The following is a 13,798-nucleotide window of genomic DNA, read 5'->3' as shown; positions in this document are numbered from 1 at the left end:
GGACGCGCCCCACGGTCGCACGGCGCCGGTCAGCCGAGCCTCCGTCATGGTACTCCGTGCCGGAGCCGACTACCCTGATCACATGACGGACATCTTCGACGTGATCGCAGACGGTACGAGGCGCGACATCCTCCAGCTCCTGCTGCGGCACATGTCCGAAGGGGAGACCGGCACGAGTGTCAGCCAGATCGTCGCCGATCTGGGCATCAGCCAGCCCACCGTCTCGAAGCACCTCAAGGTTCTTCGCGATGCCGAGCTGGTGTCCGTGCGCGAAGACGGACAGCGCCGGTTCTACAGCCTCGCGGTCGAACCGCTCGAAGTCGTCGATGACTGGCTCGTCCCGTTCCTGGTCGACGCGTACGGCGACGCGGCCCCGGACATCGACTACCCCGGTGGCCCGCTTCCCGACAGTGCGGCACATGCCGCGGAGGTCGTCGGGCGCGCCGCGGCATCCGCCAAGCACGCCGTCACCTCGGCGCTCAAGCGGTTCGGCGGCTGAACCCCGTCGACGGTTCGCGTCCCGGTGTGGCCGCTCGTGGGGCGCGCCCGGAAACGCCTCGCCCCTGACGGCCGGGGGGCATGTCGTCAGGGGCGATCCGCGGATCCCCAGATCCGCGAGGACTCGGCGCGGTGCCGGCGCGAGTCCTGCACTGACAGTGGCAGTCGCGGCTGAGCGAAAGGCGAGCGACGCCTATGTCTCGGCTGGACGGCGGGAGCGGAGGTCGGGGGCCCGCGCGAGTTCCTGGCGGTGGATCCCGCCGATGCCCCACTGATCACATGAGTCACACGGGTTTACAGGTGTCCCAGCTACCCCATAGAGTGTGCACATCGAGAAAGGGGTACGTGGGATGCCCGAGGTTCCAGACGTCCGATTCCTCACGGTGGCCGAGGTCGCCGAAATCATGCGCGTGTCCAAGATGACCGTGTATCGGCTGGTGCACGCCGGGGAACTGCCAGCCGTCCGCTTCGGCCGGAGCTACCGCGTACCGGAGTCGGCCGTGGCCGACGCGCTGCAGCGCCCCATCGCCGACGTCGGGTGAGTCGACACGAGGCCGCACGGCGCACGCCGTCGGGTTTGCTAGACTGATCCGAGGCATTTTTCCGTGCCCATACTCGGGTGTCCGATTTCGGGGACACCCAGCCCCTGACTTAGTGAGGTTTCCGTGGGTTCTGTCATCAAGAAGCGCCGCAAGCGCATGGCGAAGAAGAAGCACCGCAAGCTGCTTCGTAAGACTCGCCACCAGCGTCGCAACAAGAAGTAAGCGACCAGACACGAGCGCCTGTCTTCGGACGGGCGCTTTGTGTCTCTGCCCACAGATCTGCACCGCCGAGAGGATGTCATGAAGTCGATCACCGTCACCGAACTCGCCGAGCGCTCCGGTGTCCCGCTCATCGATGTCCGGGAGGTGGACGAGTTCGCCGCAGGCCACGTGCCCGGTGCGGTCAACATCCCGATGTCCGAGATCGGCAACCGGCTCGAGGAGTTGCCGTCGGAGGCGTTCGACGTGATCTGCCAGGCCGGCGGCCGTTCGGCGCGGGTCGTCGAGGCGCTGGAGTCCCGCGGGTACGACGCGACGAACGTCGAGGGTGGCACCGGTGAATGGATCTCGCAGGGACGTGCCGTCGAGGTGCCGTCGGCGTGACCACGCTGACCCTGATCCGCAAGCCCGACTGCCATCTGTGCGAGGTGGCTTCTGAGGTGATCGACGCCGTCGTCGCCGAACTGCCGGACGCGGCGGCGGAGCAGATCGAGATCGTCGAGGCATCGATCAACGACGACCCCGCCCTGTACGAGCTGTGGTGGGAGAAGATCCCGGTCCTGTTAATCGACGGCGAGTTGCATGCGCACTGGCGCGTGACGCCGGACCGTCTGCGGGAAGCGCTGGAGACAGCCGTCCGCAGCGATGTGAAGTCCGAGTCGAAGGAAGCCCTGTGACCATCCGCCATGTCGTGACTTGGAAGCTCGCCGCCGAAGACGCCACCGTGCGTGCCGAGCAGGCGAAGGAAGCCGCGCGCCGCCTGAACGCGCTCGACGGTGTGGTGCCGCAGCTCCTCTCGATCTCCGCCGGAGCCAACATGGCGTACCCGGAGGCGAACTGGGACGTGACGCTGGTCGCGGACTTCGACTCGGTGGAGGCGATCGAGGAGTACCAGGTGCACCCCGCGCACGAAGAGGTCGTCACGTACATCCGCTCAGTCGTGGCATCGCGCGTCGCCGTCGACTTCGAGGTCTGACACTCCGTCGCGGGTCACGAGGAACTCGATTTCGTCCGTCTTCCCGGCGGTCTCGCAACACAAACGTGATATGCGGCGACGCCGATGCCATTGGTCACGCGACCGACCGCATGTTTAGATGTTCTCCTACCCGTCACCGGGCGTCACATTCGCCCTCGACTCACAGGAGCCGACATGCCTCGTCGTAACCTCATCGCCGGTCTCGCCCTCGCGGCGACCGCCACCCTCGCGCTCGCCGGCTGCGCGACGGGATCCTCCGACGCAGGCAGCGGTGGTGAGCCGGCTGCGGGTGACGACTACGGCTTGATCGAGGCGGGTACGCTCACCGTCTGCTCGGACATCCCCTACCCGCCGTTCGAGTTCGAGGACCCGAACTCGGAGACCGGCTATTCCGGCTTCGACATCGACCTGCTCGGCGCGATCGCCGCACAGCTCGACCTGGAGCTCTCTGTACAGGACGTGGGCTTCGACGCGCTCCAGTCCGGGACCACCCTCGCTGCCGGGCAGTGCGACGTCGGGGCATCCGCCATGACGATCACCGACGAGCGCAAGGCCAACATCGACTTCTCCGACCCCTACTACGACTCGCTGCAGTCGCTCCTGGTGCGCACGGATTCGGGCATCGAGTCCATCGACGACCTCGCCGGGAAGAACGTCGGCGTGCAGCAGGGGACGACCGGCGAAGCCTATGCGGGCGAGAACGCGCCTGAGGCAGAGCTCGTGCAGTATCCGTCCGACGGTGAGCTGTGGCCGGCCATGCAGGCCGGACAGATCGAGGCCATCCTGCAGGACCAGCCGGTGAACCTCGAGCACGAGAAGGCTGACTCGAACTACAAGATCGTCGAGACCTACGAGACCGACGAGTCGTACGGCTTCGCTTTCGCGAAGGGCGAGAAGGACGCGCTGCTCGACGCGGTGAACGGAGCACTGGCGGACCTCCGCGACAGCGGCGAGTACCAGAAGATCTACGACCAGTACTTCACGGCCAACTGAGTCTGCAGGCGAGTCGGTCGAGAGGACCTTGACGATGGCGTTGAGGCGCACCACGAAAAGCAAGCTGTACCGGTACACCGTCTATGCGGTGCTGATCGCGATCGCCGTCTGGGTGATCGTCAGCACCGACTGGGCCCGGATCGCGAACCTCTACTTCAACCCCGAGGTCGCGGTGAAGATGCTCCCGGGCATCATCACCACGGCACTCGTGAACACCCTGTGGTTCACCGCGGTGGCCTTCATCGGCGGTCTGCTGCTCGGCGTCGTGCTGGCGTTGATGAAGTTGTCCGCAATCGGTCCGTTCCGCTGGATCGCGACGTGCTGGATCGAGTTGTTCCGCGGACTTCCCGCGATCCTCACGATCTTCGCGATCGCGTTCATCCTCCCCATCGGACTCGGCGTACCGGCGACGAAGCTCGGCGGACCGGTGGTCCTCGGACTCATCGGTCTGATCCTGGTCGCTTCGGCCTACATGGCCGAGACGATCCGCGCCGGTATCCAGGCGGTTCCGAAGGGGCAGACGGAGGCGGCGCGTTCGCTGGGCATGTCGCCGATGAAGACGACCTTCTGGATCGTCGTGCCCCAGGGTTTCCGGATCATCATCCCGCCGCTGACCAACGAGTTCGTCCTGCTGTTGAAGGACACCTCGCTCCTGTTCGTGGCAGGATCCTTCATCTGGTCGAAGGAGCTCACGAACTTCGCCCGCGACGCGAGCACGCAGAACGCGAACGGAACGCCGCTGATCATGGCGGCGATCCTGTACCTGATCGTGACGATCCCGCTCACGCGCTTCAGTGCGTGGCTGGAACGACGGATGGCGAGGCAGCGATGATCACCGACCTGATCGATGTCCATGCCCCCGCAATCGACGTGCAGGGGCTCGTGAAATCCTTCGGCGACAACGAGGTGCTCAAGGGCATCGACCTCACCGTCACCAAGGGCGAGGTGGTCTGCGTGATCGGGCCCTCGGGCTCGGGGAAGTCGACGCTGCTGCGCTCGGTGAACCTGCTCGAGGAACCGACTGACGGCAAGGTGCTGATCGAGGGGATCGACATCACCGATCCCGACGTCGATATCGACCGGGTGCGCACGCGGATCGGCATGGTGTTCCAGAGCTTCAACCTGTTCCCGCACCTCGATGTGCTCGGCAACCTCACCATCGCTCAGCAGCGGGTGAAGAAGCGCTCCAAGAAGGAGGCCGAGCAGGTCGCACACGCGATGCTCGAGCGAGTGGGGCTCTCCGAGAAAGCGGATGCCTTCCCAGGACACCTGTCGGGAGGACAGCAGCAGCGCGTGGCGATCGCGCGTGCCCTGTGCATGAACCCCGACATGATGCTCTTCGACGAGCCGACGTCGGCGCTGGACCCCGAACTGGTCGGCGAGGTGCTGCAGGTCATGCGCTCGCTGGCGGACGAGGGGATGACGATGCTCGTCGTCACGCACGAGATGGGCTTCGCGCGCGAGGTCGGGTCACGCCTCATCTTCATGGACGGTGGACACATCGTCGAAGAGGGCGACCCGCGCGAGGTTCTCAGCAACCCGCAGCACCCGCGCACGAAGGACTTCCTCTCGCGCGTGCTCTGACTCGGTGCCCCGTCCGCGTCCGCGCGTGGGCACCCCGTCTGCGCGTCGAGACCCCGTCTGCGCGTCGGCACCCCCGGTGACAGACGTCTGCCACCGGGGGTCTCGACGCTGAACGGGGGCGTCGAGCTCAGTCGGACGCGAGATCAGTCGACTTCGACGACCTCGGCGTCGGGGGCGTTCCGCCGGACGGACTCGATGCCGTTAAGGGCAGCGGACTTCGATGAGTAGCCCTCGCTGATCGCGATGACCTCGCCGTTGCCGGCCTTGAGGCGGAAGCGGTGCTCGCCGGACTTGTCGGTGTACAGCTCGAACTTGCCTGCCATGAGGAGTCCTTTCTCTCTCGGATGAGGGCACCCCGCCCCCTCGCGCCTCACGCTAGCGGTCGACGCAGATCCGGGGAAGAGCGCGTGGTCAGCCGCGGGGATGAACCGCGACGGGTTCGGGAGCGACCGCGATGCGCACGCGGTCGCCGAACGAAGGATGGATCCCGGGGGCGTGCTGCACACGCACGAGCTCGCCCGACTCGGTGCGGACCAGGGTACGGCGCATGCTTCCCAGGAAGGTGCTCTCCTCGACCAGGGCGTCGGTCGACGAGTCGGCCTCCGACGCGAAGTACACGTTCTCCGGCCGAAGATAGACATCGACCTGGCCATCCGCCGGCGACTGCAGGGGGAGGCGCTGTCCCCACACCAGCACATGGTCGCCCTCCGCCACGCCCGAGACGACGCTCGAAAGTCCCACGAAGGCCGCGACCCCCGCCGTGGAGGGCAGCGTGTACAGCTGCTCCGGCGAACCGATCTGTTCGATCCGTCCGGCGTTCATCACCGCGATCCGGTCGGAGACGGCGAGCGCCTCCTCCTGGTCGTGCGTGACGAAGACGGTCGTGATACCGAGGCGCAACTGGATGCGGCGGATCTCGTCGCGCAGCTGCACCCGCACCTTCGCATCGAGCGCGGAGAGCGGCTCATCGAGCAGCAGCACCTTGGGCTCGGTCACCAGCGCTCGCGCGAGGGCCACCCGTTGCTGCTGACCGCCCGAGAGCTGATGCGGGAACCTGTCGGCCAAGTCACGCAAACCGACCAGCGCGAGCGCGTCGAGTGAGCGCTTCTCCGCCTCCGCCCTGCCGATGCCCCGCCGCCGCAGTCCGAAGGCGGTGTTGTCGGCGACCCGCAGGTGGGGGAAGAGCGAGTACGACTGGAAGACCATGCCGATGTCGCGCTTGTTCGTCGGTATGCGCGACACGTCCCCACCGCCGAGCAGCACGGCGCCGGCGTCGGCTCCTTCGAGGCCTGCGAGCACTCGGAGCAGCGTCGTCTTGCCGCACCCCGAGGGACCGAGCAGCGAGACGAACTCCCCGGGTGCGATGTCGAGGTCCACACCGTGCAGGACCCGCGTGCCGGCGTAGCTCTTCACGATCCCCTGGAGCTCGACGCGCGTGCCCTCCCCGGCACGGGCGAGCAGCAGGTTGTCCTTGGTGCGAGGCAGGGCATGGTCGACGGTCATGAGCGGGCCTTTCGTGGGCCGCGGGCGACACGGCCGATCAGGAGGAGCAGGAGGAACACGAACGCCAGCGCGAGCAGGGTGAAGATGGCCGGCGCGTACGGATCCTGTTTGTTCACCACGACCATCGCGGTCTGGAACACCTGGCGGTTGAGGAGGGAGGCGATCGTGAACTCGCCGAGCACCACGGCGATCGAGATCAGCGAAGCCGCCAGGAGCCCCTGGCGGAGGTTCGGAGCGAGCACCTTGAGCACGACGACCGGCCAACTCGCTCCGAGCGAGCGTGCGGCCTCGGCGAGTGTGCGCAGGTCGGCGGCATCGATCGAAGCCTGGATCGAGCGGAAGGCGAACGGCAGCACGGTGATGCCGTATGCGAAGGCCAGCGTCCACGTGCCGGTGCCGAGCGTGCGTCCGATCTGCAGGTAGATCGGCGCGAGACCGACGACCAGCACGATCGCGGGAATCGAGATCGGGAGGAGCACCGCGAACTCGAACGCCGGTCGGAGTTTCGGGAAGCGCAGGTTCACCAGGATCATGGTCGGTGCCAGCAGGAGCAGCACGATAGCCACGGTGACGACGGCGAGGATCATTGAGTCGCCGAGTCCCGTCCAGATCGGCTTGAGGGTGGCGGCTGCCGCGGGATCGAACAGCGCGATCCAGCGAGCGAACGACAGACCGCCCTCGGGATCGCGCAGCGTGAAGAGGAACGTCGAGACCAGCGGGACGGCGAAGAACACACCGACGACGATGCCGATGACCCAGCGGGTGGTGCGGGACGGACCGAGCCGGTTCACGACTGCCACCTCGCCGCGCGTCGCTGCACGAAGGAGTACAGGCCCATCACGATGCCGACCACCACGATCATGCCGAGCGCGAGGGCGCCGGCGAGGTTCTCCCGCCCGAGCACGGTCTCGCTCGTGAGAGCGGTACGGATCTGGAGCGGCACGATCTGCGCCCCCTGGCTCGCGAGGGCGGCGGCCGTGGCATAGGACGAGAACGCGTTCGCGAACAGCAGCAGCAGGCTGGCGAGGAACGAGGGTGCGAGCACGGGGAGGCCGATGCGCATCCAGAAGCTCGCACGGGTGCCGCCGAGGGTGAGATTCGCCTCCGCCCACTGTGGCTTGAGGGCAGCGAGGGCGGGCATGAAGGTGATGACCATCAAGGGGATCTGGAAGAAGAAGTAGGGGAGGATCAAACCCGGCAGCTCGTAGAGCCAGGTGCCGTTCGCGAAGATGTCGATGCCGAGCGAGTCCCTCAGGAAGACGGTGACGACGCCCTGGATGCCGATGGTCGCGATGAAGGCGAAGGCCAGCATGACGCCACCGAACTGGGCGAGCACTCCGGCCGCGGCATCTACGGCGGAACGGCTGCGGCTCTCGGGATCCATGCCGAGCAGCGCGTAGCAGACGAGCGCACCGACGACGGCGCCGACCAGGGCGGTGAGGAGCGAGAGTCCGGCGGAGTTCGCGAACGTGTTCAATACGACGGGGTCGGCGAGGGCCGCGATGTTCGACCAGGTGAACGCGCCGTCCTTCGTGAAGAAGCCGGAACCGACCGCGAGCACGGTGGGAACGGCCAGGAACAGCACGACGTAGGCGGCGAAGGGGATGAGCCCGAGCCAGGCGAAGGACGGAGCGGACCGCCGGGCCCTCGCGTGGGGCGAGAACCCGGCGGTAGGAGCGGGGGCGGATGCCGTGGCATCCGCCCCCGTTGCGGTGAGGGTCGTCACTGGACCGCCGCGGCCCACTTCTCGCCGAGAAGCGTGCCGGCGTTCGTGGACTGTTCCTCGCTCGGGACCACGGTCGTCTCCGGGGCCTCCGGGAGCGCAGCAGCGAGGTCGGCGTCGATCGTGCCCGCGTCGGTCATGGCCTCCATGCGCACCGGACGGGCGCCGCCCTTCAGCCACAGGTTCTGGACCTCGTCGCTGTAGAGGAACTCCTGCCACAGACGGGCTGCAGCGGGGTGCGGGGCGTCGACGTTGATGGCCTGGTTGTAGTAGCCGGCGTAGCCTGTGCCGTCGAGGACGACGACCTTCCAGTCCTCGTTGTCGGCCGAGTGCGAGGCGTTCAGGTAGTCCCAGTCGAACACGACCGGGGTCTCGCCGCTCACGATGGTCGCGGTAGTGACGTCGACCTTGAGCAGGTTGCCCGCCTGCTGAAGCTCGGAGAAGAAGTCGATGCCCGGCTGGAAGTCGTCGAGCGTGCCGTCGGACTGCACGGTCGCCAGGCCCACGGCGGCGAAGGCGGCACCGGCCTGCGTCGGGTCGCCGTTGATCGCCACAGCACCCTTGTAGTCGGACGAGAGCAGGTCGGAGAGCTCGGCGGGAGCATCGAACTTCGACGAGTCGTAGCCGATCGACATGTACCCGCCGTAGTCGCCGACGAAGAGGCCGCTGGGCTCCTTCAGCTCCTCGGGGATGTCGTCCCAGGTCTGCACCTTGTACGGCGCGAACGTGTCGGTGTTCTGGAGCGCGACCGTCAGGCCGAGGTCGAACACGTCCGGGGCGGTGTCGAGACCCTTGTTGGTCTCCGCGGCCTGGATCTCCTCCGCGCTGGAGACGTCGGGCGAGGTCTCATTGATCGTGATCTCCGGATACTTCTCGGCGAACAGATCGAGGATCTCGCCGTAGTTCGCCCAGTCGCGCGGAAGGGCGATGACGTTGAGGGAGCCCTCGGCCTTGGCTGCGGCTTCGAGGTCGGCGAAGGTGCCGAAGTCGGTGACCGAGGTCGCGGTGGCGGCGTCGACATCGGAGCTGCCACCACCGGTCGCGTCCGCTGCGCCGGAGCAGGCGGTGAGTGCGAGTGCGGCCGTGGTGGCCAGGGCGATGCCGGCGCCGATGCGCGCGCGGCGGGTGATGCGGGCCATGAGTGTCCTCTCGGTGTCCGGCGCTGTGAGCCGGGTTCGGGTTGCGAGAGGACACTATGAGGCGCAGGTTGCCGACCGTCGCGGTGCGGGTGAACGGTCGGTGGCGAGAGGGTGGCCGAACAGGGCCGCGGGCCTCAGACCTGCGGGACGCTGTACTTGAAGCCGCGGTGCGAGCCGACGTAGCCCAGTCGCTCGTAGAAGCGGTGCGCGTCGGTACGGGCGGCATCGGAGGTGAGCTGCACCATCGTCGCGCCCAGGGCGGGGGCAGCGACCTCTCCCACCCAGCGCATCACGGTGGAGCCGATGCCCGACGAGCGCAGACTGCTCCGCACGCGCACTGCCTCGACGAGCAGTCGCCGCGCGCCCCGACGCGCCATCCCCGGGATCGAGGTGAGCTGCAGCGTGCCGACGACGTCGCCGTCCAGCTCGACCACGAGGAGGTCGTTCGACGGCTCGGTCAGGATCTCGACGAGCCCCCGTGTGTACGCGGGACGGTCCTCGTCGGAAGCCACGTCACCGCGCGCGGCGCTGATCGGATCGTCGGCGAGGAGAGCGATCACGGCATCCGTGTCGTCCACGGTCGCCCGGCGCAGGAGCGCGGTGCCCCTGCGCGAATCGAATGAGTGCGGCAGCGGGAGGGCATCGAGCATGCCACCAGTCTGCCAGCGCCCGGCCGGATGCCGGAGCACCGCCGACTCTCTGGAATCATGGCCAGGTGGATATCGGCGCTGTGCTCGGACTGGAGCAACTCACGTGGGGCATACTGCTGCTCGTCGTCATCGCCGCTTTCTGCGCCGGCTGGATCGACGCGGTCGTCGGTGGGGGAGGTCTGCTGCAGCTCCCCGCGCTCCTGCTGATCCCCGGCATCTCGCCGGTGCAGGCCCTCGCGACGAACAAGCTCGCCTCGGTCTTCGGCACCGCGACCAGTAGCGTCACCTACTACCGCCGCGCGAAGCCCGACATACGCACGGCCCTGCCCATGGCGGCGATCGCCTTCGTCGGCTCGTTCGGTGGCGCGGCCGTGGCGACCGTGCTTCCGCCCGCCGCGTTCAAGCCCATCATCGTGATCGCCCTGCTCGTGGTGGCGCTGTTCACCGCATTCCGTCCCCAGATGGGCGCGGCGACCCAACTGCGTTTCCACGGGCACAAGCATCACATCATGGCGGGTGCCGCCGGCCTCGGGATCGGCTTCTACGACGGGATGATCGGTCCCGGCACCGGTACCTTCCTCGTGATCACTCTCGTCGCGCTGCTCGGCTACGACTTCCTGCAGGCGAGCGCCAAGGCGAAGATCGTGAACCTGGCCACGAACGCGGGTGCCCTGATGCTGTTCATCCCGCACGGCGCGGTGCTGTGGTTGCTGGGCGGCATCCTCGCCGTGGCGAACGTCGCGGGCAGCTACCTGGGCTCGCGCATGGCCATCTCCCGCGGCACGACCTTCATCCGCGTGGTGTTCCTGGCGGTCGTGGTCGCCCTGATCGCGAAGCTCGGCGTCGACGTGTGGAACGAGAACATCGTGCCCGCGCTCGCGCTCCTCGGCTGAGCAACGAAAAAGCGCCCGGGTCGCACGAATCCGAAGATCTCGTGCGACCCGGGCGCGCGTCGCGGTAACGGCGGGGTCAGGCCTCGTCGTCCTCCGGCTCGAAGTCGACGCCGGCCTCGGCGCGCTGCGCCGCGGTGATCGGTGCCGGTGCGGCGGTCAGCGGGTCGAAGCCGTTGCCGGACTTCGGGAACGCGATGACTTCGCGGATCGACTCGGTCTTGGTGAGGTGCTGCAGCACGCGGTCCATGCCGAGCGCGATTCCGCCGTGCGGCGGGGCGCCGAACTTGAACGCGTCGAGCAGGAAGCCGAACTGCTCGTCAGCCTGCTCGTCGCTGATGCCCATGACCTCGAACACGCGCTTCTGCACGTCTTCGCGGTGGATGCGGATCGACCCGCCGCCGAGCTCGGATCCGTTGCACACGATGTCGTAGGCGTAGGCGAGAGCAGAACCGGGGTCGGTGTCGAAGGTGTCCTCGAACTCCGGCTTCGGGCCCGTGAACGCGTGGTGCACGGCGGTCCATGCCCCGGCGCCCACAGCGACGTCGCCCGAGGCCACGGCATCTGCGGCGGGCTCGAACATCGGGGCGTCGACGACCCAGGTGAAGGCGAACTCGTCCGGGCTCAGGTAGCCGAGGCGACGACCGATCTCGACGCGTGCGGCACCGAGCAGGGCGCGGCTCTCCTTGGTGGAACCGGCGGCGAAGAACACGCAGTCGCCGGTCTCCGCACCCACGAGCTCTGCGAGTCCGGCCTGTTCCGACTCGGACAGGTTCTTCGCCGCGGGGCCGCCGAGCGTCCCGTCCTCGTTGAACAGCACGTACGCGAGACCACGGGCTCCACGCTGTTTCGCCCAGTCCTGCCACGCGTCGAGCTGCTTGCGCGGCTGGCTCGCGCCGCCGGGCATCCGCACGGCGCCGACGTACTCGGCCTGGAAGACGCGGAACGGGGTGTCCGCGAAGTACTCGGTCGCGTCGACGAGTTCGAGGCCGAAGCGCAGGTCGGGCTTGTCGGAACCGTACTTCGCCATGGCATCGGCGTACGTCATGCGCGGCAGCGGGGTCGCGACCTCGACGCCGATCGTCGCCCACATCGCGACGATGAGCGACTCCATCAGGGCGATGACGTCTTCCTGGTCGACGAAGCTCATCTCGATGTCGAGCTGCGTGAACTCGGGCTGGCGGTCGGCGCGGAAGTCCTCGTCGCGGTAGCAGCGTGCGATCTGGAAGTACTTCTCGACACCGCCGACCATCAGCAGCTGCTTGAACAGCTGCGGCGACTGCGGCAGGGCGTACCAGCTGCCGGGGCTCAGTCGCGCGGGCACCAGGAAGTCGCGGGCACCTTCGGGCGTCGAACGCGTGAGGGTCGGCGTCTCGACCTCGGTGAAGTCCTCGGCGTGCAGCACATCGCGGATCGCCTTGTAGACGTCGGAACGCAGGCGCAGGTTCGCGGCCTGTCCGGGACGACGCAGGTCGAGGTAGCGGTACTTGAGGCGCGCCTCTTCTCCGACCGTCTCGGTGTCGGCGAGCGCCGTCGACACCTGGAAGGGCAGCGCAGCGGACTCGTTGAGCACCTCGACCTCGGTCGCGATGAGCTCGATCTCACCGGTCGGCAGGTTCGGGTTCGCGTTGCCCTCGGGGCGCAGCGACACCTCCCCGGTGACCTTCAGGACGAACTCGTTGCGCAGCGGGTGCGCGATCTCCTCGTCGCGGATGACGACCTGGGCGATGCCCGAGGCATCCCGCAGATCGATGAAAGCGACTCCTCCGTGGTCACGACGGCGATCGACCCAACCCGTGAGGGTGACGGTCTGACCGATGTGCTCGGCTCGCAGAGAGCCTGCCGAGTGGGTGCGAAGCACGGAGTATTCCTTCTGATCTGGGAAATGGGGAACGCGCCCATTCTACGGGGGTGGTCGGCACGTCTCCGGCCCCGTCAGCGGCGCCGGAGCCGCCGGATCAGTAGGATCGCCACGACACAGCTCTTACACAGAAAGGGAGCACCGTGGACAACAACGGCATCTCCGATCTCTACGCATCGATCTTCTCCGGCACCACGGGGCTGATCGCGCTCGTCTTCTACATCCTCGTCGCCGTCGGACTCTGGAAGGTGTTCACGAAGGCCGGATACCCCGGGATCCTCGCGATCATCCCGATCGTGAACCTCATCTTCCTGGTGAAGATCGCCGGCATGTCCGGGTGGTTCGCGCTGCTCTACCTGATCCCGATCGCGAACCTGGTCCTCGCGATCATCGTGGCGTTCAAGCTCGGCGCACGCTTCGGCAAGGGCGGGGCCTTCTCGTTCTTCCTGCTTTTCCTCTTCCCGTACATCGGGTACCTGATCCTCGGCTTCGGGGATTCGCGCTACAGCAAGGCGTGACATGACGGCGTCCCGGTTGCACCTCGTCCGACACGGCGAGGTGCACAATCCGGCCCGCGTGCTCTACGGGCGGCTGCCCGATTACCACCTGAGCACGGCGGGCCGGGGGATGGCGGCGGCCGCTGCCGAGCACGTCGCGGAGTCGGGTCGGCCGGTCTCCGCGCTGTACTCCTCACCGTTGGAGCGTGCGCAGGAGTCCGCTGAGCCGTTCGCCGAGGGCTTCGATCTCGTGCCGGAGATCGACATCCGCCTCATCGAGCCGACCAACGTCTTCGAGGGCACGCAGATGCGTCGTTCCCTCATGAACCCGCTGAACTGGTGGCACCTGCGCCAACCCGCGCTGCCGAGCTGGGGCGAACCGTATTCCTCCATCGCGGAGCGGATGCTCGGCGTCATGGACGAGGCCTGGGATGAGGCGGCCGACGGAGACGTCGTGATGGTGTCCCATCAGGCGCCGATCTGGATCACGCACCTCCGCGTCGCGGGTCTGCCCCTGCGTCATGACCCGCGCACCCGACGCTGCGCCCTGTCGAGCGTCACCTCATTCGAACGCGTCGGTGATGTCTGGCGCGAAGTCGCCTACGCCGAGCCGGCCGCGACCGGCGGCGCCGTGGATGTCGGAGCCGTCTGACCCCCGTTCGAATCGCGCAACCGGCTCCCTTTCGGTGACAGATGCGGCCAGTTGCGCGATTCGAAAGCCGA

General features: G+C 67.5%; 19 protein-coding genes. 12 read left to right on the top strand and 7 right to left on the bottom strand.

Going from position 1 to position 13,798, the window contains the following annotated elements:
- The first annotated feature begins 82 nt into the window (after nt 1-82).
- The 9 genes from LVJ59_RS07350 to LVJ59_RS07310 all read left to right on the top strand — a co-directional run bounded on the left by LVJ59_RS07350 (nt 83) and on the right by LVJ59_RS07310 (nt 4,812).
- On the top strand, nt 83-499 hold the full coding sequence (locus LVJ59_RS07350; protein WP_134353029.1) for a helix-turn-helix transcriptional regulator: 417 nt from the start codon (nt 83-85) through the stop codon (nt 497-499).
- A 349-nt stretch (nt 500-848) separates the two neighbouring features.
- Complete coding sequence (locus LVJ59_RS07345) at nt 849-1,040, top strand: helix-turn-helix domain-containing protein (RefSeq protein ID WP_047520567.1); 192 nt, start codon at nt 849-851, stop codon at nt 1,038-1,040.
- A 123-nt stretch (nt 1,041-1,163) separates the two neighbouring features.
- On the top strand, nt 1,164-1,262 hold the full coding sequence (locus tag LVJ59_RS07340; RefSeq protein ID WP_003792170.1) for a 30S ribosomal protein bS22: 99 nt from the start codon (nt 1,164-1,166) through the stop codon (nt 1,260-1,262).
- 78 nt (nt 1,263-1,340) lie between these two features.
- On the top strand, nt 1,341-1,643 hold the full coding sequence (locus LVJ59_RS07335; protein ID WP_047520569.1) for a rhodanese-like domain-containing protein: 303 nt from the start codon (nt 1,341-1,343) through the stop codon (nt 1,641-1,643).
- A complete protein-coding gene (locus LVJ59_RS07330) occupies nt 1,640-1,936 on the top strand; it encodes a glutaredoxin family protein (protein WP_232762524.1) in 297 nt (98 codons plus the stop codon). Before LVJ59_RS07335 ends, LVJ59_RS07330 begins: the two co-directional genes overlap by 4 nt.
- Nucleotides 1,933-2,235 (top strand): Dabb family protein, encoded by a 303-nt coding sequence (locus LVJ59_RS07325; protein WP_047520573.1) that lies wholly within the window; start codon nt 1,933-1,935, stop codon nt 2,233-2,235. Before LVJ59_RS07330 ends, LVJ59_RS07325 begins: the two co-directional genes overlap by 4 nt.
- 174 nt (nt 2,236-2,409) lie before the next feature.
- The gene (locus tag LVJ59_RS07320; protein WP_131491759.1) at nt 2,410-3,228 is read left to right on the top strand and encodes a basic amino acid ABC transporter substrate-binding protein; all 819 of its coding nucleotides are present in this window, start codon (nt 2,410-2,412) and stop codon (nt 3,226-3,228) included.
- Between the two features lie 34 nt (nt 3,229-3,262).
- Nucleotides 3,263-4,060 carry an amino acid ABC transporter permease gene (locus LVJ59_RS07315; protein ID WP_232762523.1) on the top strand — a complete coding sequence of 266 codons (798 nt, stop codon included), beginning with the start codon at nt 3,263-3,265 and terminating at the stop codon, nt 4,058-4,060.
- Nucleotides 4,057-4,812: an amino acid ABC transporter ATP-binding protein gene (locus LVJ59_RS07310; RefSeq protein WP_047523409.1), complete on the top strand. Its 756-nt coding sequence runs from the start codon at nt 4,057-4,059 to the stop codon at nt 4,810-4,812. Before LVJ59_RS07315 ends, LVJ59_RS07310 begins: the two co-directional genes overlap by 4 nt.
- 143 nt (nt 4,813-4,955) lie before the next feature.
- On the opposite strand, the gene LVJ59_RS07305 is transcribed toward LVJ59_RS07310, so the two are convergent.
- The 6 genes from LVJ59_RS07305 to LVJ59_RS07280 all read right to left on the bottom strand — a co-directional run bounded on the left by LVJ59_RS07305 (nt 4,956) and on the right by LVJ59_RS07280 (nt 9,827).
- Nucleotides 4,956-5,135: a YegP family protein gene (locus LVJ59_RS07305; protein ID WP_153243598.1), complete on the bottom strand. Its 180-nt coding sequence runs from the start codon at nt 5,133-5,135 to the stop codon at nt 4,956-4,958.
- 88 nt (nt 5,136-5,223) lie between these two features.
- The gene (locus LVJ59_RS07300) at nt 5,224-6,315 is read right to left on the bottom strand and encodes an ABC transporter ATP-binding protein (protein WP_232762522.1); all 1,092 of its coding nucleotides are present in this window, start codon (nt 6,313-6,315) and stop codon (nt 5,224-5,226) included.
- Nucleotides 6,312-7,106 carry an ABC transporter permease gene (locus LVJ59_RS07295; protein WP_232762521.1) on the bottom strand — a complete coding sequence of 265 codons (795 nt, stop codon included), beginning with the start codon at nt 7,104-7,106 and terminating at the stop codon, nt 6,312-6,314. Before LVJ59_RS07295 ends, LVJ59_RS07300 begins: the two co-directional genes overlap by 4 nt.
- On the bottom strand, nt 7,103-8,041 hold the full coding sequence (locus LVJ59_RS07290) for an ABC transporter permease subunit (protein WP_232762520.1): 939 nt from the start codon (nt 8,039-8,041) through the stop codon (nt 7,103-7,105). The genes LVJ59_RS07295 and LVJ59_RS07290 overlap by 4 nt, the downstream gene beginning before the upstream one ends.
- Nucleotides 8,038-9,177, bottom strand: a complete 1,140-nt coding sequence (locus tag LVJ59_RS07285; protein ID WP_232762519.1) for an ABC transporter substrate-binding protein — start codon at nt 9,175-9,177, stop codon at nt 8,038-8,040. Before LVJ59_RS07285 ends, LVJ59_RS07290 begins: the two co-directional genes overlap by 4 nt.
- 134 nt (nt 9,178-9,311) lie before the next feature.
- Nucleotides 9,312-9,827, bottom strand: coding sequence for a GNAT family N-acetyltransferase (locus LVJ59_RS07280; protein WP_131491766.1), 516 nt, complete (start codon nt 9,825-9,827; stop codon nt 9,312-9,314).
- 65 nt (nt 9,828-9,892) lie between these two features.
- Between LVJ59_RS07280 and LVJ59_RS07275 the strand changes: the two genes are divergently transcribed.
- Entirely contained in the window at nt 9,893-10,720 is an 828-nt protein-coding gene (locus LVJ59_RS07275; protein WP_131491767.1) for a TSUP family transporter, read from the top strand.
- Nucleotides 10,721-10,796: 76 nt separating this feature from the next.
- Here the strand turns inward: LVJ59_RS07275 and aspS are convergent, their stop codons facing one another.
- Nucleotides 10,797-12,578, bottom strand: a complete 1,782-nt coding sequence (gene aspS / locus LVJ59_RS07270) for an aspartate--tRNA ligase (RefSeq protein ID WP_047520704.1) — start codon at nt 12,576-12,578, stop codon at nt 10,797-10,799.
- A gap of 143 nt (nt 12,579-12,721) precedes the next feature.
- On the opposite strand from aspS, the gene LVJ59_RS07265 reads away from it, so the two are divergent.
- Nucleotides 12,722-13,096, top strand: a complete 375-nt coding sequence (locus LVJ59_RS07265) for a DUF5684 domain-containing protein (RefSeq protein ID WP_047520706.1) — start codon at nt 12,722-12,724, stop codon at nt 13,094-13,096.
- Nucleotide 13,097: 1 nt separating this feature from the next.
- A complete protein-coding gene (locus tag LVJ59_RS07260; protein ID WP_047520707.1) occupies nt 13,098-13,727 on the top strand; it encodes a histidine phosphatase family protein in 630 nt (209 codons plus the stop codon).
- Nucleotides 13,728-13,798: the final 71 nt, after the last annotated feature.

Origin of the sequence: Microbacterium sp. KKR3/1, assembly GCF_021272365.1 — a bacterium.
Classification (GTDB): domain Bacteria; phylum Actinomycetota; class Actinomycetes; order Actinomycetales; family Microbacteriaceae; genus Microbacterium; species Microbacterium aurugineum.
Note: the sequence above shows the minus strand (reverse complement) of the source record. Positions and strands in the feature narration are given on the sequence as shown.